Consider the following 21,835-nt stretch of genomic DNA (forward strand, 5'->3'; position numbering starts at 1 on the left):
CCCCTCACCCGGCCGCTGCGCGGTCGACCTCTCCCCGCAAGCGGGGCGAGGTGAAGAATTTACGGATTCATAAAAACCGTCTTCTCCGGCCAGCGGCACAGATCGTTGATGATGCACACCTCGCAGCGCGGCTTGCGCGCGATACAGGTGTAGCGCCCGTGCAGAATCAGCCAGTGATGGGCGTGGCGCATGAACTCGTCCGGCACCACGCGCAGCAGCTCCATCTCGACCGCGAGCGGCGTGTCGCCGGGCGCGAGATAGGTGCGGTTGCCGACGCGGAAGAGATGCGTGTCGACCGCAATCGTCTTCTCACCGAACGCGATGTTCAGCACGACATTCGCCGTCTTGCGGCCGACGCCCGGCAACGCTTCCAGCTCCTCGCGCGTGCGCGGCACCTCGCCATCATGATTGGCGATCAACTGTTCGGACAGTGCGATGACGTTCTTCGCCTTGGCGCGATAAAGTCCGATGGTCTTGATGTGCTCGCGAAGCCCATCCTCGCCGAGCGCCAGCATTTTCTCCGGCGTGTCGGCGACCGGAAACAGGCTGCGCGTTGCCTTGTTGACGCCGGCATCCGTTGCCTGCGCCGACAGCACCACCGCAACCAGCAGCGTGAAATTGTTGAGATGCTCAAGCTCACCCTTGGGCTCGGGATTCGCGGCGCGAAACCGTGAGAAGGCTTCATGAACTTCCGCCTCGCTCCAGCGTTTGGGTCGCGTGGCGGACGCTCGTTTCTTGGCCGGAACAGCCTTCGCAGCCGTCTTGCGAACGCGAGCCTTGGTAGCCGGCTTCGCCGCTGTCTTGATCACTGTTTTGGCAGCGACCTTCTTCAGTGTTCCGGCTTGACGCGGTCGTGAGGCGGGCGGTGCTTTTCTTGACATGCGCAAGGATATACTGAAGGGCCATGACCAGCGGCAACGATTTTCAGGATTTTGACCGGCCGATCTTCACCGCGGAGTTGACGCCGCACCGCTCGCTCAGCCGCACCGGCTTCATCATCCTGATGAGTGTCCTGGTGGCGGCGAGCTTCATCTCCGGCATCCTGTTCGTGCGCATGGGCGCCTGGCCGGTGTTCGGCTTCTTCGTGCTCGACGTGGTGCTGATCTACTGGGCGTTCCGCGTGAACTACGCGCGCGCCCGCGCCTTCGAACAACTGGTGCTCACGCCTTATGAACTGCGGCTACGCCGTGTCAGCCATCGCGGCCACGCCATGGAGTGGACCTTCAACCCGCACTGGGTGCGGCTCGATGTCGAGGAACACCACGAGTTCGGTGTCGAGGGCATCTACCTCTCCGCACGCGCCCAGCGCGTCGCGGTCGGCAAGTTCCTCTCGCCCAATGAAAAGGCAAGCTTCGCCAAGGCATTGCGGCTTGCTCTGCAGGATGCCAGACGCGGTCCGACCTACAATCCGCTGAACTGAAGCGATCTCGATAGCGTCCTCCGGCTCGTCCGAAATCGGGTGGGCAACGGCAACGCGCGTGCCTAGCTTGTCGGGATGATGATACAAACCCCCATGACCATGTTTGAACCGACATCGGCGACGCCGCTGCGCAGCCAGATTGCCGAGAGCGCCGCCGGCCGCGACGCGTTGCGCGATTATGAGATCGTCCATCGCGCCATCGCCTTCATCTCCGAGCACTGGCGTGGGCAGCCGACCATCGAGGAGATGGCGGAAGCCGTCAGCGTGACGCCGGGCGAGCTGCATCATCTGTTCCGCCGCTGGGCCGGGTTGTCGCCAAAGGCTTTCATGCAGGCGGTGACGCTCGACAACGCCAAGCGGCTGCTGCGCGGCTCCGCGAGCCTGCTCGATGTCGCCTACGATTCCGGCCTCTCCGGCCCGAGCCGTCTGCACGATCTGTTCGTGACGCACGAGGCGATGTCGCCAGGCGAATGGAAGAAGGGCGGCGCGGGACTGACGCTGCGCTACGGCTTCCATCCCTCGCCGTTCGGCGTCGCCGTGGTGATCGTCACCGAGCGCGGGTTGGCTGGGCTCGCCTTCGCCGACACAGGCGGCGAGATCGAGGCGCTGCGCGACATGCAGACGCGCTGGCCGCTTGCGACCTATGTCGAGGACAGCGCCGGCACGGCCACCGTAACGCGACGCATTTTCGATTCCACGCAGTGGCGCTCTGAGCATCCGCTGCGCGTGGTGCTGATCGGCACCGACTTCGAGATCCGGGTGTGGGAGACGTTGCTGAAAATTCCGATGGGCAAGGCTACGACCTATTCCGACGTCGCCCTCACGATCAATGCGCCAAAAGCCTCGCGCGCGGTCGGCGGCGCGGTCGGGCGCAACCCGATCTCCTTCGTGGTGCCGTGCCATCGCGTGCTCGGCAAGGGCGGCGCCATCACCGGCTATCACTGGGGCCTGACGCGCAAGCGCGCGATGCTCGGCTGGGAAACGGCGCAGACCGAGACGATGGAGTAGTAACATCGTCATTGCGGGCCAACGGCCCGGCTTCGCCGGCCCGATGACAGGCTCCGCGAAGCAATTCAGTCATATTCGTACTGGATTGCTTCGTCGCTTTGATCCTCGCAATGACAAAAGGCCTCGCCTGCGGTCAAGCCGGAGGTTGCAGATCAGCCCGCGAGATCGGTCTTCGATTCCACGGTCGCATCGGCGCGGAGCCGGTAGATAATCGGCACTCCGGTTGCGAGTTCGCGCTTCAGGATCGCCTCGGGCGAAAGCCTCTCCAGCACCATGATCAGTGCACGCAGCGAATTGCCGTGCGCCGTGACGATGGTGCGCTCGCCACGCAGCACGCCCGGCAGAATTTCTTGCACGTAATAAGGCAGCGTCCGCGCCAACGTATCCTTCAGGCTTTCGCCGCCGGGCGGGGCGACATCGTAGGAGCGGCGCCAGATATGCACCTGCTCCTCGCCCCATTTCTTGCGCGCATCATCCTTGTTAAGGCCGGAGAGATCGCCATAGTCGCGCTCGTTCAGTGCGATATCGCTCTTTACCGGCAGCGAGGTCTGCCCGAGTTCTTCGAGGATGAGCGACAGCGTGTGCTTGGCGCGCGTCAGCTCCGAGACGAAGGCGGCATCGAAGACAAAGCCTTCCGCCTTGAGAAGCTTGCCCGCGCGCTTGGCTTCATCGACACCCTGCGCGGTGATGTCGGGGTCCTTCCAGCCGGTGAACAGGTTTTTCAGATTCCATTCGCTCTGGCCATGACGCACGAGCACGAGAAGACGATCGCTCATTTCGCTTTGGGTCCTTGGTCGTCAGGATTGGCTGCCGAGCCCCAGCACATCGGCCATCGAATAAAGTCCGGGCTTGCGGCCGCGCGCCCAGCACGCCGCCTTGACCGCACCGCGGGCGAAGATCATGCGATCCTCGGCACGATGGGTGAGTTCGATGCGCTCATAAGGGCCTGCAAAAATCACGCTGTGCTCGCCGGTGACGGTGCCGCCGCGCAGCGTCGCAAAGCCGATATCGCCGCGGCCGCGCGCGCCGGTGAAACCATCGCGCGAACGCACCGACTTCTCCTCGAGCGGTACGCCGCGCCCGTCCGCCGCTGCCTGACCAAGCAGATAGGCCGTGCCGGAAGGTGCGTCGATCTTGGCGCGATGATGCATCTCGAGAATCTCGATATCGAAATCCTCGTCGAGCGATTTTGCAACCTGCTTCACAAGCGCGGCGAGCAGATTGACGCCGAGGCTCATATTGCCGGACTGCACCACGATTGCGCGCGAGGTCACGCTCTTGATGACGGCGTTGTCGGAGGCCGACAGGCCCGTGGTGCCGATGACATGGACGATGCCACGTTCGGCCGCGATTGCGACATTGGCGATGGTCGCCGCGGGCACGGTGAAATCGATGATGCCGTCGGCGTCCTTCGAGAGGCTCCACAGATCGGCCGACACCGGAATACCATTCGGGCCGAGGCCTGCGAGAAGGCCGGAATCCTGACCGAGCAGCTCCGAACCCGGAGCCTCCAATGCGCCGACCAGCGCCGCGCCGTCCGCCTCGTGCAGCGCGTGAATGAGCGTCCGGCCCATTCGGCCGCCAGCCCCCGCAACGATCAAACGCATATCGGACATCCTGAGCCCTCACATTGCTTTCGGGGTATAGCGGGCGCGCCTTGCCCCGGCAATGCGCCTTCCCGCCAAGGGGTTGATCAAGAGGTTGATGATGGGTTTCTGATGAGAAGTCAGTGAGCCACCGCAATTTCCGCGACGATCGCGTTGGCCGCCGACTTCGGATCCGTAGCGGCAACGATCGGCCGCCCGACCACGAGATAATCGGCGCCCGCGGCGATGGCACGCGCGGGCGTCATCACCCGCTTCTGGTCGCCAACGGCGCTGCCTGCGGGGCGAATGCCGGGCGTTACCAGCGAGAGGCCCTCGCCGACAATCGCGCGCAGATTCGCCGCCTCCTCGGCCGAGCAAACGAGACCGTCAATGCCGATCGCCTGTGCCTGCCGCGCGCGCTGCGCAACGAGATCGGCGACGCCGAGGCTGTAGCCCGCTTCCTTGAGATCGGCCTCGTCGTAGGAGGTCAGCACCGTGACCGCGAGAATTTTCAGGCCCGTGCCGCGGCTCGCTTCCACCGCCGCTTTCATCGTCTGCGGATAGGCATGCACGGTAAGGAAGGTGGCGCCGAGCTTTGCAATGCTGGCCACGCCGCTCGCGACGGTGTTGCCGATGTCGTGCAGCTTGAGGTCGATGAACACCTTCTTGCCGGCACCGATCAGATCCTGCGCCATCGAAAGCCCGCCGGCGTAAGCGAGCTGATAACCGATCTTGTAGAAGAGAACGCTGTCGTCGAGCGTGGCGACAAGTTTTGAGGCCTGCGCAACGTCCGGCACGTCAAGCGCCACGATGAGCCGCTCGCGCGGATTGGTCGGGGTCTGCGTCACGTCATCTCCTCACATCGTTCGTTGCGCGGCATCGATCAATGCACGCACCATCGCCTGCATCGCGGCGAGTTCATTATCATCCTGCAGGCGATCCATCCGATCGAAGGCCTCGTGCCCGCGGGCGACCACGAGTTGCGGCGCGATCACATTCGCATTGAAACCAGCGGTCAGCATCTGCCGCAGCGAAAGCGCGGCATAGATGCCATCCGCGCGCTCCGAGACAGATGCAACCGCCAGCGGCTTGCCGCGAAACACCTGCAGCGGCTCTTCGCTTCGCTCACGCGTCACAGCGAGCCAGTTGAGCGCGTTGAGAAGAAGCGGCGACGGCAGCGCAAGCCGCTCCATCGTCACCAGCAGCACCGCATGATGCGCGCCGATCATGCGCTTGAGATCGATCGCGGCAGGCGGTGTTTTGCTCTCACTGTCATCGTGAAGCGGCAGCGGAAAATCCGTCAGCGAAATCCGCGTCGCCTCATGGTCGGCAAGCGCGATCTCTTTCACCAGCGCCGCAGCCAGCCGCACATCGGCAGCGCTCTCGCGCGCAGAACCCGGGATGACGAGGATTTTCACGGCCGCCATGCGCAAAAGCCTGAAAGCGGTTTCGGAAACGGGGGAAGGTGCCTGCGATGCGCGCACCGCGATGCTGCGTCAGAGGCGCCGTTCGTGCGCCGGCGCGGCGGCGTCATGCCTTGCGATAGACCCAGACGCGGGCCGGTGGCACGTTCATCCAGATGCGCTCGGAGGCTTCGGTCAGAATGCCGGGCAGCGATTTCGGAATCGGCGGCACGACCGAATAGGTGAACTGCACAAAGGGCGCGCCGGGGATCAACTTCATAAAGGCTTCGCGCATCAGCCGCAGCCGGGTGAGCATCGGCTTGGTGACGAGCGGCAGGCCCGAGACGACCGCCGCGGCGGGCTGGGCAATTTCGGCAAGCGTCTTGTCGAGGTGATAGGCATCGCCTTGCACAACGGTCGCCTGCGGATAGCGTTCGCGCAGCAGCGCGCAGAAACCGGGATTGAACTCGACGAGGATCAGGCGCTTCTGATCGACACCATGGGCCACCAGCGCGTCGGTGATCGCCCCGGTGCCGGGACCAAGTTCGATGACAGGGGCCTCTGTCTCGGTGTCGACGTAGCTCGCCATCGTGCGGGCGAGCATCCGGCCGGACGGCATCACCGCGCCCATGTGCAGCGGCTTTTCGATCCACGAGCGGAGAAAGCGAACCTCGTCGTCAAGCCGAAGAGGTTTCTTGAGGACGCGCGCGGACTCGAAGGTCATGGCGGGGGTACCAGCGACGGCCCGGCGAACCCGGGCCCTTTCAATTTTTTCTTCACAGAGACGTACAGAGGCAAACTGACGCGGTCAAGTTCCGGCTCAGGCGGTTCCCGCGCCTGCGCCGAAGAAATCCTTGACCGCCTTGAAGAAACCCGCCGCCTCCGGCTGGGTTTCACCGGAGGACAATTTTTCGAACTCCGCCAGCAGTTCCTTCTGCTTTTTCGTGAGGTTCTGTGGGGTTTCGACCACAACCTGCACATACATATCGCCTGTCTGGCGCGAGCGCAGCACCGGCATACCCTTGCCGGCAATGCGGAAGCGGCGGCCGGACTGGGTTCCGCTCGGTACCTTGACCCGCGACTTGCCACCGTCGATCACCGGCACCTCAAACTCGCCGCCGATCGCCGCCGTCACCATCGAGATCGGCACCCGGCAGTGCAGGTCGGCGCCGTCGCGCTGGAACAGCGGGTGGGAGCCCACGGACAGGAAAATATAGAGGTCGCCGGAGGGGCCGCCCTGGACGCCGGCCTCGCCCTCGCCGCCGAGGCGGATGCGGGTGCCGTCCTCGACGCCGGCCGGAATGTTAACCGACAGCGAACGTTCCTTCTGCACCCGGCCCTGACCCGAACAGGCCGGGCACGGCGTGTCGATGCTCTGGCCGCGGCCATGGCAGCTCGGACAGGTGCGCTCCAGCGTGAAGAAGCCCTGAGCCTGGCGCACGCGACCGGCGCCGCCGCAGGTCGCGCAGACTTTCGGTTTGGTGCCGGGCTTGGCGCCTGTGCCCGAACAGGCCTCGCAGGCCACCGCGACCGGAATGTTGATCTGCGCGGTCTTGCCGTGGAAGGCTTCCTCGAGCGTGATTTCCATGTTGTAGCGCAGGTCCGCGCCGCGCTCGCGACCGCCGCCGCGCCCGCGGCCGGCCATGCCGAAAATGCCTTCGAAAATGTCGGAGAACGCCGAGCCGAAGTCGGCGCCGAAACCCGGACCGCCACCCATGCCGCCCTGCTCGAAGGCCGCGTGGCCGAAGCGGTCATAGGCCGCGCGCTTCTGGCTGTCCTTCAAGACCTCGTAGGCCTCGGAGATTTCCTTGAACTTGTGCTCGCAGGCCGGATTGCCCGGATTCTTGTCCGGGTGCCATTTCATCGCGAGCTTGCGAAAAGCGGATTTGAGACCGGCCTCGTCGACTTCGCGCGAGACTTCGAGGGTCTCGTAGTAGCAGGTTTTGGTTGCCATCCTTTACGTCTGCCCCATCGTCTTCCGGATCTCCACGCGTGCCTCGAAGGCCGCGCTTTCAGGAGCTCCGGCGCATGGTCAAAGCATGAAGCCCCTCATCCTCGTTGAAACGCTGTGCGCTTCTCAAGGATGAGGGGCCATGATCTTGAACCCTTACGCCGACTTCTTGTCGTTCTTGTCGTCGTCGACCTCGGTGAATTCCGCATCGACGACATCGTCCTTGGCGGCGTCCTGCGCAGCGTCGCGGGCTGCATCGCCCTCGGCCTGCTGCTGATACATCGCCTCGCCGAGCTTCATCGAAGCCTGCGCCAGCGTGTTGGACTTCGCCTTGATGGCCTCCGAATCGTCGCCCTTCAGGGCTTCCTTCAGATCGGCCAGCGCGTCCTCGATCGCCTTGCGCTCGCCCTCGCCGACCTTTGAGCCGTGCTCGGCAAGCGCCTTCTCGGTGGAGTGCACCAGCGCATCGGCGTGGTTCTTGGCGTCGACCGCCTCGCGGCGCTTCTTGTCCTCGGCGGCATTCGCCTCCGCTTCCTTGACCATCTTCTCGATCTCGGATTCGGAGAGACCGCCGGAGGCCTGGATGCGGATCTGCTGTTCCTTGCCGGTCGCCTTGTCCTTCGCCGAGACGTTGACGATGCCGTTCGCGTCGATGTCGAAGGTGACTTCGATCTGCGGCATGCCGCGCGGTGCCGGCGGAATGCCCATCAGGTCGAACTGGCCGAGCGCCTTGTTGTCGGCCGCCATCTCGCGCTCGCCCTGGAAGACGCGGATCGTCACCGCGTTCTGATTGTCTTCCGCGGTCGAGAACACCTGGCTCTTCTTGGTCGGGATCGTGGTGTTACGCTCGATGATGCGGGTGAACACGCCGCCCAGCGTCTCGATGCCAAGCGAGAGCGGCGTCACGTCGAGCAGCAGCACGTCCTTGACGTCGCCCTGCAGCACGCCGGCCTGAATCGCAGCGCCGATCGCCACCACCTCGTCGGGGTTGACGCCCTTGTGCGGCTCCTTGCCAAAGAACTGCTTCACCACTTCCTGAATCTTCGGCATGCGGGTCATGCCGCCGACCAGCACCACTTCGCTGATTTCACCGGCCGAGAGGCCCGCATCCTTCAGCGCCTTGCGGCACGGCTCGATGGTCTTCTGCACGAGGTCATCGACCAGCGCCTCGAACTTGGCGCGGGTGAGCTTCATCGTCAGATGCTTCGGACCCGAGGCATCGGCGGTGATGAACGGCAGGTTGATTTCGGTCTGGGTCGTTGACGACAGCTCGATCTTCGCCTTCTCCGCAGCTTCCTTGAGACGCTGCAGCGCGAGCTTGTCGTTGCGCAGGTTGATGCCCTGCTCCTTCTGGAATTCATCGGCGAGGTAGCCGACGAGGCGCATATCGAAGTCTTCGCCGCCGAGGAAGGTGTCGCCGTTCGTCGACTTCACCTCGAACACGCCGTCGCCGATCTCGAGAACCGAGACGTCGAAGGTGCCTCCGCCAAGGTCGTAGACCGCGATGGTGCCCTGTTTGGCCTTGTCGAGACCATAAGCGAGCGCAGCCGCCGTCGGCTCGTTGATGATGCGCAGCACTTCAAGGCCGGCAATCTTGCCGGCGTCTTTGGTGGCCTGGCGCTGGGCGTCGTTGAAATAAGCGGGAACGGTGATGACGGCTTGGTCGACCTTCTGGCCGAGGTGAGCTTCCGCGGTCTCCTTCATCTTCTGCAGGATGAAGGCGGAGATCTGCGAGGGCGAATAGATTTTGCCGTCGGCCTCGACCCAGGCATCGCCATTCGACGCCTTGACGATCTTGTAGGGGACGAGGTCCTTGTCCTTCGCAACGGTCGGATCGTCGTAGCGGCGGCCGATCAGGCGCTTCACGGCGAAAATGGTCTTTTCCGGATTGGTGACCGCCTGCCGCTTGGCAGGTTGGCCGACGAGGCGTTCGTCGTCGTCGGTGAGCGCAACGATGGAAGGCGTCGTGCGCATGCCCTCAGCATTCTCAATAACTCGCGGCGATTTGCCGTCCATCACGGCCACGCACGAATTGGTGGTGCCGAGATCGATCCCAATGACCTTTCCCATCGTCCCTCTATCCTTCTTTTTGCGGCGGATTGGTCGGGCCCTGTCGGCGCACCGCACCCAACCCCCTGAAAATCCAAGCGCGCAAGCCTGCGACGCTCCGCCTCATATAGGAGAGGCGCAGGGGGCCGCAAGGACCGGGTACCACGAAAGCCGTTATTCGGAGGCATTTATGCCGCCCGGTTAATATCCGGGAAGCCCTGTCCGCGACCCCCTGCCGACCCCTCGCCTGCGCCCTGTCGGCACGCGCCGGAAGCTGCTATCGAACCCGCGTTTCATCGAACCGCCTCAATCGGGCGTCAGGGAGCCTGCGATGATGATGATCTCCAGGAAGACACTCCGCCGGGCCGCAGCCGCGGCCTTGATGACGCTCACCGCCGCTCTCGCCCCGGCCGTCCCCGCGCTTGCCGCGGATGCGGTTTTCCCGGCAGGTGTGCGCATCGGCCTCGTGCCGCTCGACGGGCTCACACCATCCAAGGAGTTTTCCGGCTTCATCAGCGGCGATCAGCGCGTGCGGATCGGACTGTCGGAGATTCCGGAGGCCGCTTACACAGCAGCCGAAACCGCCGCCAAGCAGGAGAACATGCCGGTCGGCGCGCCGAAGCCGCAGGTCTTCGAGACCACCACGCGCAAGGGCTATCTCATCACCGAATCCGGCAAGGAAGGCGACACCGAGGTCGCGAACTACACGCTGCTTCTGCCCGGCAACAAGTTCACCGGCTATGCCATCGTTCAGGTTCGCGGCGAGGCGGGCGAGACTTATTCCGAAGCCAACATCCGCAAGATGCTCGCAACCGCGGTCACACGCCCCGAAGTGCCGGTCGACGAACAACTCGCCCAGCTCGGATTCAAGATCGGCGATCTTGCAGGCTTCAAGCACGTGCGCACCATCGCGCCGCGCTCGGCAGTGTTGCTCAGCGATGGCGACGATGACGCAAAGCTCGACAGCTCCGCCTACATCATGGTCGGCATCATGCAGGGCGGCCCGGCTCAGCCCGACGATCGCGGCCGCTTCGCGCGCGACCTTGCCTCGAACATCGTCGGCCTGCGCGACGTCAAGATGACGAACAACGAGCCATTGCGCATCGACGGATCACCCGGCTACGAGACGCGTCTCGACGGCGTCACCGGCACGGACAATACTCCGGTGCGCGTGGTGCAGTGGCTGCGGTTCGGATCAGGACAGGCGACGCTGCGCATCGTCGCGAGTGCACCGCAAAGCGAGTGGGGCACCGCCTTCACGCGCTTCCGCACGGTGCGCGACAGCATCAGCGCCAAATAGCAGCCGAGCGTTTAATTAAAACAGCTTTGGTCTCAGGTCAGGCGGCGGGCTTCGGTTCCGCCTTGGATACGCCGACAAGCGCCGGGCGCAGCACGCGATCTCCGATCATGTAGCCGGTCTGGATCACCTGCACGACGGTGCCGGGCGGCACCGAATTGTCAGGCACCTCGAACATCGCCTGATGGATGTTCGGATCGAACTTCTCGCCCGCGGCATCGAGCTTCTTCACGCCATTCTTCTCAAGCGCGCGATGCAGTGAACGCTCGGTGAGCTCAACACCCTCAATCAACGCGGTGAGACCGGGGTCGGCCGCGGCCCGCGCCTCCGCAGGCACGGCATCGAGCGCGCGCTGCAGATTGTCGGCGATTTCCAGAACGTCGCGCGCAAAGCCCGCAATGCCATAAGCACGTGCATCAGCCACCTCGCGCTGGGTGCGCTTGCGCAGATTTTCCATCTCCGCCAGCGTGCGCAGCATGCGGTCCTTGGCTTCCGCCGCTTCCTTGACGAGCGCTTCGGAGGGGGTCTCCTCCGGGTCGTCGGGCATGATGTAGGGCTTCGACACGCGCGGCTCACCGGGCTTGCTGCCCGCATTTTCTGCCGCCGCTTCAGAAAAATCCTTCTGGCCGTCGTTGTCGGTCATCACGCTTCCACTGTCTGATTGAAGAGGTTCTTGCTCGCCATATCGTCGTTTGCCGGGCAAAAATCAAGCGCGGGCGACCCCTCATGAAGGGCCACAAATACCGATCCGCACGCTTTACTTGCCGAGCATCTGGCTCACGATCCGCGCGGCGTAGTCCACCATCGGGATCACGCGCGCATAATTGAGCCGCGTCGGCCCGATCACGCCGAGCACGCCGACGATGCGGCCCGAGCTGTCGCGATAGGGCGCGGTGATGGTTGAGGAACCCGACAGTGAGAACAGCTTGTTCTCCGAGCCGATGAAAATCCGCACGCCCTCGCCCTGCTCGGCCAGACCCAGCAGATCGGCGACGCCCTTCTTTGTTTCGAGATCGTCGAACAGAAGCCGCACGCGCTCCAGATCCTCCATCGCGTGAAGGTCCTCCAAGAGATTTGCGTGGCCGCGCACAATCAATCGCCGTTCGTCACTCGACCCGCCGGACCAGGAGGCGACACCGGCCGCGATGATCTTCTGCGTCAACTGATCGAGTTCACTGCGGCGTTGCGCCAGTGCAGCTTCAAGCTCGCCGCGCACCTCGCTCAAGGTGCGGCCGCGAATCCGCGAATTGAGGAAGTTCGAGGCCTCGATGAGCGCCGACGACGGAACGCCAGGCGGCAATGCGAGGACGCGGTTCTCGATCTGCCCGTCTTCGGACACGAGCACGACGAGCGCCTGCTCGGGCTCGAGCCGCACGAATTCGATATGCTTGAGCCGTGGATTGGATTTTCCCGTCAGCACCACTGCGGCGGCGCGCGTGAGGCCCGAGAGCCGCATCATCGCATCGCTGAGCGTCGCCTCGATCGACTGCTGCTTGCCGATCGCGGCGAGCTGCGCCTGGATCGACTGCCGCTCGTCTTCCGTCAGATCGCCGACCTGCATCAGCGCATCGACGAAAAAGCGCAAACCGAGTTCGGTCGGCAACCGGCCGGCCGAGGTATGTGGCGCATAGATCAGGCCAAGCTGTTCGAGATCGGCCATCACGTTACGCACGGACGCCGGCGACAGTGGCACCGAAATCATCCGCGAGATATTGCGCGAGCCGACCGGCTCGCCGGTTGCGAGATAGTTCTCGACGATTTGCCTAAAAATGTCGCGGGAGCGCTCATTGAGCTGCGACAGCGCGGCGCCGGGCGTAATCAGCGCCTCTTTCGGGTCGTGGTGCGACAACCATTGCTCCTGAGGAAGTCGTGATCGAATCCGCCTTAATGTGTTCCCGCGATCCGCGCCTGACAAGCGCCTTGGCGACGGATATCGGCCTTGCCGGGCGAAGCCCGCCCCCCTAAAAGCAGCCCACGTTCTTTCCTGCTTTTCGGAGAAAAATATGCGTCCCAGCGGCCGCGCGCCCAACGAACTGCGCCCCGTCTCGCTCGAACGCGGCGTGGTGAAATACGCCGAAGGTTCCTGCATGGTGAAATTCGGCGACACCCGCGTGCTCGTCACCGCGACGCTGGAGGAGCGGCTGCCGCCGTGGCTCAAGGGTCAGGGCCGCGGCTGGGTCACTGCCGAATACGGCATGCTGCCCCGCGCCACCCATGAACGCGTCCGCCGCGAGGCCTCCGCCGGCAAGCAGAGCGGCCGCACCGTGGAAATCCAGCGCCTGATCGGCCGCTCGCTGCGCACCACCGTCGATCTCGTGGCCCTCGGCGAACGCCAGATCACCATCGACTGCGACGTGATCCAGGCTGATGGCGGCACCCGCACAGCGTCGATCACCGGCGCATGGGTTGCGCTCGCCGACTGCCTGCAATGGATGAAGGCACGCAACATGCTGAAAAACGACAACGTGCTGCGCGACAATGTCGCCGCCATATCCTGCGGCATCTATAACGGCACGCCGGTACTCGATCTCGATTACGCCGAGGATTCAGAAGCCGAGACCGATGCGAACTTCGTCATGACCGGCGACGGCCGCCTCGTCGAGGTGCAGGGCACCGCCGAGCGCACGCCGTTCTCGCAGGAGGAATTTCTGCAGCTGATGGCACTCGCGCAAAACGGCATCGGCCGTCTGGTCGAATTGCAAAAGATCGCGATGGCGTAACCACCCACAATAGGACGTTATGCCCGGCCTTGTGCCGGGCATCCACGTCTTCGATGATCTCAACAAATTTAAGACGTGGATGGCCGGGACGAGCCCGGCCATGACAAGGTTCTTTCAATGTCCAACCACCGCCACATCACCGGTCGCCTCGTAATCGCGACTCACAATCCCGGCAAGCTCGCCGAGATGCGTGAGCTGCTGGCGCCTTACGGCATCGAGGCGGTGTCGGCGGCTGAACTCAATCTCGATGAGCCCGAGGAAACCGGCACGACGTTTGCCGCCAACGCACGCATCAAGGCCACGGCCGCAGCAAACGCAACGGGCCTGCCGGCCTTCGCCGACGATTCCGGCCTGTGCGTCGATGCGCTCGAAGGTCAGCCGGGAATCTATTCGGCACGATGGGCCGGGCCGTCGAAGGATTTCATGGCGGCGATGACGCAGATCGAGCGGCTGCTGCAGGAGCGCGACGCGACCGAGCCCGCGCAGCGCAAGGCGCATTTCGTCTCCGCGCTGTGCGTCGCATGGCCCGACGGGCATGTGGAGGAAGTGGAAGAGCGCGTCGACGGCCAGATGGTGTGGCCGCCGCGCGGCACGGCTGGCTTTGGCTACGATCCCGCTTTCCTCCCCGATGGGCACGGGCGTACCTTCGGTGAAATGACAAGTATCGAGAAGCACGGCCTGCCGCCGCACGGCATGGGCCTGTCGCATCGCGCGAAGGCTTTCGTGAAGCTCGCGGAGATCTGCCTTGCGCGCTGACGCCCACAATGCTTTCGGCGTTTATGTGCACTGGCCCTTCTGCCTGTCTAAGTGCCCGTATTGCGACTTCAACAGCCACGTCCGCCACGCCGCGATTGATGAAGAACGGTTTGCCCGCGCCTTTGTGCGCGAGATCGCAACCACTGCGGCTCGCGCGCCGGACCGCACCGTCACCTCGATCTTTCTCGGCGGCGGCACGCCGTCCTTGATGAAGCCGCAGACGGTCGCCACGATCCTCGACGCCATCGCGCAGCACTGGAGCGTCGATAAGAGCGTTGAGGTCACGCTCGAGGCCAACCCGACGAGCGTCGAGGCGACGCGCTTTGCCGGCTATCGCGCAGCGGGCGTCAACCGCGTCTCGCTCGGCGTGCAGGCGCTCGACGATCAATCGCTGAAAGCGCTGGGACGCTTGCACACCGCGCGTGAAGCCCTTGATGCGGTGGCGATCGCACGCCGCGCGTTCAAGCGCTATTCGTTCGACCTCATCTACGCACGCCCGGACCAGGGCGTGCAGGCATGGGCGGGCGAGCTTCATCGCGCCATCGCGGAAGCAGCCGAGCATCTGTCGCTCTATCAGCTCACCATCGAGGAAGGCACGCCGTTCTTCGGCCTGCACCGCGCCGGCAAGTTGAAGACGCCGAACGAAGACCTTGCGCGCGCGCTCTATGACGTCACGCAGGAAATCTGCGCGGCGAACAATCTTCCCGCTTACGAGATTTCCAATCACGCCCGGCCGGGCGCGGAATGCCGCCACAACCTCGTCTACTGGCGCGGGCAGGAATATGCCGGTATCGGGCCCGGCGCGCACGGGCGGCTCGACATCGACGGCATTCGCCATGCGATCGCGACCGAGAAGCGGCCGGAGGTTTGGCTGTCGCGCGTCGAAGAAGAAGGCCACGGCCTCATCACCGATGACCTGCTCGATAGCGAGCAGCGCGCCGACGAGTTTCTGCTAATGGGCCTGCGGCTCGCCGAGGGTATCGACCCGCAGCGCTATGAAACGCTCGCCGGACGCCCGCTCGATCCGCATCGCATTGCTGCATTGAAGAACGACGGCGCGATCGTGATGGATATCAATGGCCGGCTGCGGGTGACGCAGGCAGGCTTCCCGCTGCTCGACGCCGTGGTCGCCGACCTCGCGGCGTAACGATGCTCTCTATTCGTCATGTCCGGCCTCGTGCCGGGCATCCACGTCTTCTTCATACTCACTTAAGGCGTGGATGGCCGGGACAAGCCCGGCCATGACAGAGAACAGGGAGCTGCCTACGCCCCAAAGCTCTTCGGCGAGGCGGAGGCGATCTGCCCACCGCCCGGCGCCGCGCGCAGCACCGCAAGGCCGCGCTCGTTGGTGCCGTTGCTGCGAAACCGAAACAGCCCGTCGATGCCGGTGAAGCCCGACGCATTCGTCAGCACATCGGCGGAGAAGCGTGGCCCGCCGGAGGAAACACGCGACAGCGCGGCAACGAGCGCCACCGCGTCGTAGGCAAGCGTTGCGGTGCGCACCGGGTCCTGCCCGTATTTGCCGCGATAGCGCTTGGCGAACGCACGATATCCCGACGGATCGGGCGCGGCGTAATAACCGCCCTGTAGACGCGGATCGGCAAACACCTTCGGATTGTCCCACAGTCCGGTGCCGAGAAGCTGCACGCGCTTCAGATCGGCGCCTGCGCTCGCAAGCTGGTTGGAGAGTTGCACCAGCACATCGCCGTCATCGGCAAGCAGCAGCGCATCGGCACTGCCTAGCGCCTGCGCGATGTTGCGCACGGCGTTCTGCATCTGCGCGGGATCGGTCGAGTATTTCTCAAACGCCGCCATCCGCGCGCCACGGCGCGATACCGCCTGCTTGAATGTCGCCTCGACCACATTGCCATACGCGTTTTCCGGCAACAGAGCCGCGAACGAACGCTTGCCGGTGCCGGAGGCATAATCGATGACGCGGTTGACATCGGACTCGGGCAGAAAACTCAACAGATAGACACCCTGCCCCGCAACGCTGGCGTCGGTCGAAAACGCGATCACCGGAATGTTGCGCGCGCGGGCCTGCTGCGCGACGCCCGAGACCGAGAGCGCGAACAAGGGGCCGAGAATAATTTCGGCACCCTCGCCGACCGCCTGCTGCGCGGCCATCTGCGCGCCTTGCGGCGTGCCGGTGTCGTCCTTGACGAGAAGCTGCAGGTCCGGGTTCTGGAATTCCGCCAGCGCCATCTCGGCGGCGTTCTTCATCGACTGGCCGACGATGCCGGCATTGCCCGCGCCGGACAGCGGCAGGATCAGCCCGACCTTGACCTGCCCCTTGCCGATGGCGGTGCCTTCCTGCGGCGGACCCGAAGGCCCGGGCGGCTGGTCACCCCCTCCGGTGAGCCCGGACATCCCTGCGCATCCGGCCAACAGCGGTGCACTCAGGACGAGCCCGACGGCACTACGACGGGTGGTCAACAGGTTCAATTTCGAGGGAGTGGTCGGAGACGTCATCGATCCTCTTTCAGACCCGTTCGCGGAACCGGCCGGGGAATTGGCAGACCGATAACGCGGCGGATTTTAGCTTCTTGGCGGTAACCATACGGGAAAACGAAGGATTTGTGACCCGCGAATTCCCCCAAAAGCCGTTTCGCGCCCGCCGCGTGATCTTTTTCACGCACCACAAGACGATCGCATGGCGAGAGGCTACACTCACTTAATGTCACCCCGTTCCTCTCCCCGCACCATCGACGCCCCGCCTCTCCGTGAAATACTGGTGGCTGGACACCGCATCATGGTTCCCAAGGCAGCGCCTGGCCTGCATCTCGCCGCAACGCCGATTGGCAATCTCGGTGACATCACGCTGCGCGCGCTGGAAACGCTTGCGGGCAGTGATGTGATCTGCTGCGAGGACACCCGCGTCACCCACAAGCTGCTCGAGCGCTACGGCATTACGGTGCCGCTGTCGCCCTATCACGAGCACAACGCCGTTGCCGCGCGGCCGAAGATTCTTGCTCGCCTTGCGCAGGGCGATGCGGTGACGCTGGTCTCCGATGCCGGTACGCCCCTGGTCTCCGACCCTGGCTTCAAGCTGGTGCGCGAGGCCACTGCCGCGGGCTTTGCCGTTCACGCGCTGCCGGGGCCTTCGTCCGTGCTCGCAGCCCTCACGGTTGCGGCCTTGCCGACCGACCGCTTCTACTTCGAGGGCTTTCTGCCGGCGAAAGATGGCGCGCGGCGCAACCGCATCGCGGAACTGGCACGGATCGACGTCACGCTGGTGCTGTTCGAATCCGGTGCGCGCCTGGCGGCCTCGCTGCGCGATCTCGCGGAGATTCTGGGCCGTCGTGACATCGCGATCTGCCGCGAGATGACCAAACTGCACGAAGACATCCGCCGCATGCCGCTGGCCGAGGCCGCAGCACGCGCCGACGAGCTTGAAACACGCGGTGAATTCGTGCTGGTGATCGGCCCGCCGTCGGCCGACGCCTCGCGGATGAGCGAGACCGAGCTCGACGATCTGCTGCGCGCACAGCTTGCGCACGGCAGCGTCAAGGATGCCGTTGCCGCCGCAGTCGAACTGTCAGGCTATCCGCGCCGCGAGGTTTATGCGCGCGCTCTTGCGCTCGCGCAGGAAGGTAAAAACGAAGGCAAAGACGAATGACAGCGCCCGGCGAGCAACCGGCCGCCGATCCCGCGCATCTCGCGGCGTTTCATCTCGGGCTCTCGGCCGAGCGTCGCGCATGTCTTTACCTCGCCGCCAAAGGCTACCGTCTGCTGGCACGGCGCTACCGCACCCCGCATGGCGAGATCGACATCGTGGCGCGACGGCGCGCGACGCTGGTGTTCGCCGAAGTGAAGGCGCGCAATTCGCTCGATGAGGCGGCCGCGAGCGTCACCGCGCGCCAGCAGCAACGCATCGCAACGGCGGCTTCCGTCTGGCTTGCCGCGCATCCCGACCATGCGAATCTGGATTGCCGCTTCGACGTGATACTGATTGCGCCGAAGCGATTTCCGCGCCATCTGGAAGCGGCCTTCGACACCACTTCGTTCTGATCCTCGTTTCATTTCACAGCCGGACCCGCCATGACCTTGAAAGTTGCCGTTCAGATGGACCCGATCGCGCGCATCAACGTGCGCGGCGATTCGACCTTCGCGATGCTTCTGGAGGCGCAGCAGCGCGGGCACGAACTGTTCTACTACACGCCCGAACGGCTCTCGCTGTTGGGCCGCGAGGTGATCGCGCCGGTGCAACCGTTGAGTGTCCGCGACGAGATCGGCAATCACTTCACGCTGGGCGACGCGACACGCGCCAACCTCGAATCCTTCGACGTGGTGCTGTTGCGGCAGGACCCGCCGTTCGACCTGGCCTATGTCACGACCACGCATCTTCTGGAGCGCATCCACCCCAAGACGCTTGTGGTGAACGATCCGACCAGCGTGCGCGACGCGCCGGAAAAAATCTTCGTGATGGAATTCTCCGACCTGATGGCGCCGACGCTGATCTCGCGCGACAAGGAGGAGATCGAGCTGTTCCGCAAGGCGCATGGCGACGTGGTGTTCAAGCCGCTTTACGGCCATGGCGGTGCCGCGGTGTTCCGGATCGCCGCGCAGGACATGAATTTTGGATCGCTGTACGATCTGTTCTCGACTACCTTCCGCGAGCCGTGGGTGGTGCAGGCCTTCCTGCCGGGCGTGCGCGCGGGTGACAAGCGCATCATCCTGGTCGACGGCGTATTTGCAGGCGCGGTCAACCGCGTACCGGCGGCCGACGATCTGCGCTCCAACATGGTGCGGGGCGGCGCCGCGAAGGCAACGGACCTCACGCCGCGCGAGCGCGAGATCTGCGAGCGGGTCGGGCCGCGCCTGAAGGAGATGGGCCTGCTGTTTGTCGGGCTCGATGTGATCGACGGCCATCTCACCGAGATCAATGTCACCTCGCCGACCGGCATCCGCGCCATTGCAAATCTCAGCGGGCGCAACGTCGCCGCCGACATCTGGGATGCGATCGAGCGAAAGCGCCGTTAAGAAATTTTTAAGCGCACCAAATACGAATGATCGCCTTAATCAATTACTGACAAAGATTTGGCAGATTAATCCCGCTTTCTCTTAGTTTGATTTTATTAAGTCGTATCCGCATCAATTGCAGATCGCCCTTTCATGTCCCTCGAAGTCTTCAGCGGCACATCGATTCCGCGCGAGCTCACGACGGCCGCGATGGAATACCTCTGGGCGAAGTGGAAAACCCTCTACGCCACCGGCGACCTGACGCTGCAGCGGCTGACCGAGGAATCGAACTACCCGCTGCGCGACCGTCTCGTCTTCCTGATGACCGCGGGCGACGACTTCGTCTACACCTATGTCGGCGCGGAGATTCAAAGAGCCATCGGTCGCGACCGTGCGGGCTCGCTGCTCTCGACCAGCGGCAATCCGATGCGCGGGGAATATGCGCGGGTCTATCGCAAGGTCGCCGACGACCTCATTCCGGCCTGCCTGCGCTATACGCTGCCGACCACGCAGAACGGCAAGATCTGGCAGCGGCTGATTCTGCCGGTGCCGATTGCCGACACCGCCGTCTGCCTCGTGGTCTATTCCGAGCTGATCGACCACCACAAGGAAGTCTACGACCAGCTTTTCCGGACCGCGCCCGACGCCATGGTTGTGGCCTGCCCGATCGCCAACGATGTCGGCCACACCAAGGACGGCTGGGTCATCATGATGAACGACCGGGCCCGCGACATGCTGGGGTTTACCCGCAGCATCGGCAATCTGCGGCTCTCGGAAATCCCGCAGTTTGCGGGGGTCGACGTCTGGGGCCGGCTTTATGGGCCGAACGTCTCCAGCGGATTGATTCCGGTGCCATCGGCCAATTTCGATATCGAGCTGATGCGCTTTCCCCATGTCTTCGGACTGAAATTGCGGCCCCGCCTGCCGCAGCGCATTTCCGACAATGTCGCTCTGGTGCCCAGCCTCGCCTGATGCGTTTCTGCAACGCTATCCTATTTTGTTCTTTTAATGTTCTTGCATTGACCCGTTAAAGGGGTAAAGTTCCACCAGCCCGTTGGCGCGAGGTGGACTCACAGATGGTTCAGCACGTCTCCACCATGGCCTTTGAGGGCATCGAGGCGCGCGCCGTCGATGTCCAGGTTCAGGTCGCGCCGGGCCTGCCTGCCTTCACCATTGTCGGTCTGCCGGACAAGGCCGTGTCGGAAGCGCGCGAACGGGTCCGGGCGGCGTTGATTGCCTCGGGACTCGCGCTGCCGGCGCGACGCATCACCGTCAATCTCGCGCCCGCCGATCTGCCGAAGGAAGGCAGCCATTACGATCTGCCGATCGCGCTCGGCCTGATGGCAGCCATCGGCGCAATCCCGCCCGATGCGCTCGCGGGCTTCACGGTGCTCGGCGAACTCGGCCTCGATGGTTCGATTGCTCCGGTCGCAGGTGTGCTGCCGGCCGCGATCGGCGCCAATGCACACGATCACGGTCTGATCTGCCCCGCCGCCTGCGGTGCGGAGGCAGCCTGGGCAAGCCCGGAGCTTGCCATCATTGCCGCCGCTTCGCTGATCCAGATCGCCAATCACTTCAAGGGCACGCAGGTGCTGTCGCGGCCGACGCCGAAGATCGCGGAAGCAGGCGCCGAGACGCTCGACCTGCGCGACATCAAGGGCCAGGAAAGCGCCAAGCGCGCGCTCGAGATCGCAGCCGCCGGAGGTCATCATCTCCTGATGGTGGGTGCTCCCGGCTCGGGCAAATCGATGCTCGCCGCACGGCTGCCCTCGATCCTGCCGCCGCTCTCGCCTGCGGAGTTGCTCGAGATTTCGATGATTGCCTCCGTGGCCGGCGAGCTCAACGGCGGCGCACTAACCTCGAAGCGGCCGTTCCGCGCCCCGCATCATTCCGCGAGCATGGCGGCGCTGACCGGCGGCGGCCTGCGGGCACGGCCGGGGGAGATTTCGCTCGCCCATCACGGCGTGCTGTTTCTCGACGAACTGCCGGAATTCGATGCGCGCGTGCTCGATTCGCTGCGCCAGCCGCTTGAGAACGGCGAGGTCTCGGTTGCCCGCGCCAACCACCGCATCACCTATCCGGCGCGCGTCATGCTGGTCGCTGCGATGAACCCATGCCGCTGCGGGCAGGCCTATGAACCGGGCTTTTCCTGCAAGCGCGGACGGCCCGACCGTTGCAGCGCCGACTATCAGGCGCGGCTTTCCGGGCCGCTGCTCGATCGCATCGATCTGCGCATCGAAGTGCCTGCGGTCAGTGCCTCCGATCTTTTGCTGCCACCGCCGGCGGAAGGCTCGCGCGAGGTTGCCGCGCGTGTCGCAGCGGCGCGCGACATTCAGCTTGCCCGTTATGCGGCACTCGGCCTGCCGCATATCCGCACCAATGCCGAAGCGCCGGCCGCGGTGCTCGACGAGGTTGCGGCGTTCGATACCGCGGGCGGCACGCTGCTGCGCGAGGCGGCCGACAGCATGCGGCTGTCCGCACGCGGCTATCACCGCGTGCTGCGGGTGGCACGCACGCTCGCCGACCTCGACGGCGCGGACACGATCGGCCGCATCCACCTCGCGGAGGCGTTGTCCTACCGCGTGCTCGCCGAAGACGTGCAACGCGCGGCCTGATAACCGCACAGTAACGATCGCTCTTTACACTTTCCAAACCATGGCACGCCGTGGCCATTTGTTGTGTA

General features: G+C 64.3%; 22 protein-coding genes. 11 read left to right on the plus strand and 11 right to left on the minus strand.

Features of this window, described 5'->3' with window-relative positions; translation table 11 throughout:
* Nucleotides 1–59: 59 nt before the first annotated feature.
* Entirely contained in the window at nt 60–881 is an 822-nt protein-coding gene (gene nth / locus OCA5_RS00530; RefSeq protein WP_012561603.1) for an endonuclease III, read from the minus strand.
* 23 nt (nt 882–904) lie between these two features.
* On the opposite strand from nth, the gene OCA5_RS00535 reads away from it, so the two are divergent.
* The gene (locus tag OCA5_RS00535; RefSeq protein ID WP_012561602.1) at nt 905–1,420 is read left to right on the plus strand and encodes a DUF2244 domain-containing protein; all 516 of its coding nucleotides are present in this window, start codon (nt 905–907) and stop codon (nt 1,418–1,420) included.
* A gap of 93 nt (nt 1,421–1,513) precedes the next feature.
* Nucleotides 1,514–2,428 (plus strand): methylated-DNA--[protein]-cysteine S-methyltransferase, encoded by a 915-nt coding sequence (locus OCA5_RS00540; protein WP_012561601.1) that lies wholly within the window; start codon nt 1,514–1,516, stop codon nt 2,426–2,428.
* Between the two features lie 152 nt (nt 2,429–2,580).
* Here the strand turns inward: OCA5_RS00540 and OCA5_RS00545 are convergent, their stop codons facing one another.
* The 7 genes from OCA5_RS00545 to dnaK form a co-directional block, all read right to left on the minus strand.
* The gene (locus OCA5_RS00545) at nt 2,581–3,204 is read right to left on the minus strand and encodes a 2,3-bisphosphoglycerate-dependent phosphoglycerate mutase (RefSeq protein ID WP_012561600.1); all 624 of its coding nucleotides are present in this window, start codon (nt 3,202–3,204) and stop codon (nt 2,581–2,583) included.
* Between the two features lie 21 nt (nt 3,205–3,225).
* Nucleotides 3,226–4,044 (minus strand): 4-hydroxy-tetrahydrodipicolinate reductase, encoded by an 819-nt coding sequence (dapB, locus tag OCA5_RS00550; RefSeq protein ID WP_012561599.1) that lies wholly within the window; start codon nt 4,042–4,044, stop codon nt 3,226–3,228.
* 110 nt (nt 4,045–4,154) lie between these two features.
* Nucleotides 4,155–4,862: an orotidine-5'-phosphate decarboxylase gene (gene pyrF / locus OCA5_RS00555; protein WP_012561598.1), complete on the minus strand. Its 708-nt coding sequence runs from the start codon at nt 4,860–4,862 to the stop codon at nt 4,155–4,157.
* Nucleotides 4,863–4,871: 9 nt separating this feature from the next.
* On the minus strand, nt 4,872–5,441 hold the full coding sequence (locus tag OCA5_RS00560; protein ID WP_012561597.1) for an NADPH-dependent FMN reductase: 570 nt from the start codon (nt 5,439–5,441) through the stop codon (nt 4,872–4,874).
* 103 nt (nt 5,442–5,544) lie between these two features.
* On the minus strand, nt 5,545–6,141 hold the full coding sequence (locus OCA5_RS00565; protein WP_012561596.1) for a class I SAM-dependent methyltransferase: 597 nt from the start codon (nt 6,139–6,141) through the stop codon (nt 5,545–5,547).
* A 96-nt stretch (nt 6,142–6,237) separates the two neighbouring features.
* Complete coding sequence (gene dnaJ, locus OCA5_RS00570; protein WP_012561595.1) at nt 6,238–7,371, minus strand: molecular chaperone DnaJ; 1,134 nt, start codon at nt 7,369–7,371, stop codon at nt 6,238–6,240.
* 153 nt (nt 7,372–7,524) lie between these two features.
* The gene (gene dnaK, locus OCA5_RS00575; RefSeq protein WP_012561594.1) at nt 7,525–9,438 is read right to left on the minus strand and encodes a molecular chaperone DnaK; all 1,914 of its coding nucleotides are present in this window, start codon (nt 9,436–9,438) and stop codon (nt 7,525–7,527) included.
* A gap of 310 nt (nt 9,439–9,748) precedes the next feature.
* Here dnaK and OCA5_RS00580 point away from each other — a divergent pair, with 310 nt between their 5' ends.
* Nucleotides 9,749–10,717 carry a hypothetical protein gene (locus tag OCA5_RS00580; protein WP_012561593.1) on the plus strand — a complete coding sequence of 323 codons (969 nt, stop codon included), beginning with the start codon at nt 9,749–9,751 and terminating at the stop codon, nt 10,715–10,717.
* Nucleotides 10,718–10,754: 37 nt separating this feature from the next.
* Here OCA5_RS00580 and grpE read toward each other — a convergent pair whose 3' ends face one another.
* Nucleotides 10,755–11,357 (minus strand): nucleotide exchange factor GrpE, encoded by a 603-nt coding sequence (grpE, locus tag OCA5_RS00585; protein ID WP_012561592.1) that lies wholly within the window; start codon nt 11,355–11,357, stop codon nt 10,755–10,757.
* 114 nt (nt 11,358–11,471) lie between these two features.
* On the minus strand, nt 11,472–12,563 hold the full coding sequence (gene hrcA / locus OCA5_RS00590; RefSeq protein ID WP_012561591.1) for a heat-inducible transcriptional repressor HrcA: 1,092 nt from the start codon (nt 12,561–12,563) through the stop codon (nt 11,472–11,474).
* A gap of 154 nt (nt 12,564–12,717) precedes the next feature.
* Here hrcA and rph point away from each other — a divergent pair, with 154 nt between their 5' ends.
* The 3 genes from rph (at nt 12,718) to hemW (ending at nt 15,337) form a co-directional block, all read left to right on the plus strand.
* Nucleotides 12,718–13,434 carry a ribonuclease PH gene (gene rph / locus OCA5_RS00595; RefSeq protein WP_012561590.1) on the plus strand — a complete coding sequence of 239 codons (717 nt, stop codon included), beginning with the start codon at nt 12,718–12,720 and terminating at the stop codon, nt 13,432–13,434.
* 117 nt (nt 13,435–13,551) lie between these two features.
* Nucleotides 13,552–14,190 (plus strand): RdgB/HAM1 family non-canonical purine NTP pyrophosphatase, encoded by a 639-nt coding sequence (gene rdgB, locus OCA5_RS00600; RefSeq protein WP_012561589.1) that lies wholly within the window; start codon nt 13,552–13,554, stop codon nt 14,188–14,190.
* Nucleotides 14,180–15,337 (plus strand): radical SAM family heme chaperone HemW, encoded by a 1,158-nt coding sequence (gene hemW / locus OCA5_RS00605; protein ID WP_012561588.1) that lies wholly within the window; start codon nt 14,180–14,182, stop codon nt 15,335–15,337. The genes rdgB and hemW overlap by 11 nt, the downstream gene beginning before the upstream one ends.
* A 116-nt stretch (nt 15,338–15,453) precedes the next feature.
* On the opposite strand, the gene OCA5_RS00610 is transcribed toward hemW, so the two are convergent.
* Nucleotides 15,454–16,662, minus strand: a complete 1,209-nt coding sequence (locus OCA5_RS00610; RefSeq protein WP_013912717.1) for a penicillin-binding protein activator — start codon at nt 16,660–16,662, stop codon at nt 15,454–15,456.
* Between the two features lie 205 nt (nt 16,663–16,867).
* Here OCA5_RS00610 and rsmI point away from each other — a divergent pair, with 205 nt between their 5' ends.
* The 5 genes from rsmI (at nt 16,868) to OCA5_RS00635 (ending at nt 21,767) form a co-directional block, all read left to right on the plus strand.
* Nucleotides 16,868–17,809 (plus strand): 16S rRNA (cytidine(1402)-2'-O)-methyltransferase, encoded by a 942-nt coding sequence (rsmI, locus tag OCA5_RS00615; protein WP_013912718.1) that lies wholly within the window; start codon nt 16,868–16,870, stop codon nt 17,807–17,809.
* Complete coding sequence (locus OCA5_RS00620) at nt 17,806–18,201, plus strand: YraN family protein (RefSeq protein WP_012561585.1); 396 nt, start codon at nt 17,806–17,808, stop codon at nt 18,199–18,201. Before rsmI ends, OCA5_RS00620 begins: the two co-directional genes overlap by 4 nt.
* A gap of 30 nt (nt 18,202–18,231) precedes the next feature.
* Complete coding sequence (gene gshB / locus OCA5_RS00625) at nt 18,232–19,173, plus strand: glutathione synthase (RefSeq protein WP_012561584.1); 942 nt, start codon at nt 18,232–18,234, stop codon at nt 19,171–19,173.
* Nucleotides 19,174–19,305: 132 nt separating this feature from the next.
* On the plus strand, nt 19,306–20,124 hold the full coding sequence (locus tag OCA5_RS00630) for a PAS domain-containing protein (RefSeq protein ID WP_012561583.1): 819 nt from the start codon (nt 19,306–19,308) through the stop codon (nt 20,122–20,124).
* Between the two features lie 104 nt (nt 20,125–20,228).
* Nucleotides 20,229–21,767 (plus strand): YifB family Mg chelatase-like AAA ATPase, encoded by a 1,539-nt coding sequence (locus OCA5_RS00635; protein ID WP_012561582.1) that lies wholly within the window; start codon nt 20,229–20,231, stop codon nt 21,765–21,767.
* Nucleotides 21,768–21,835 lie beyond the last annotated feature (68 nt).

It is taken from the genome of Afipia carboxidovorans OM5, from assembly GCF_000218565.1.
GTDB lineage: Bacteria > Pseudomonadota > Alphaproteobacteria > Rhizobiales > Xanthobacteraceae > Afipia > Afipia carboxidovorans.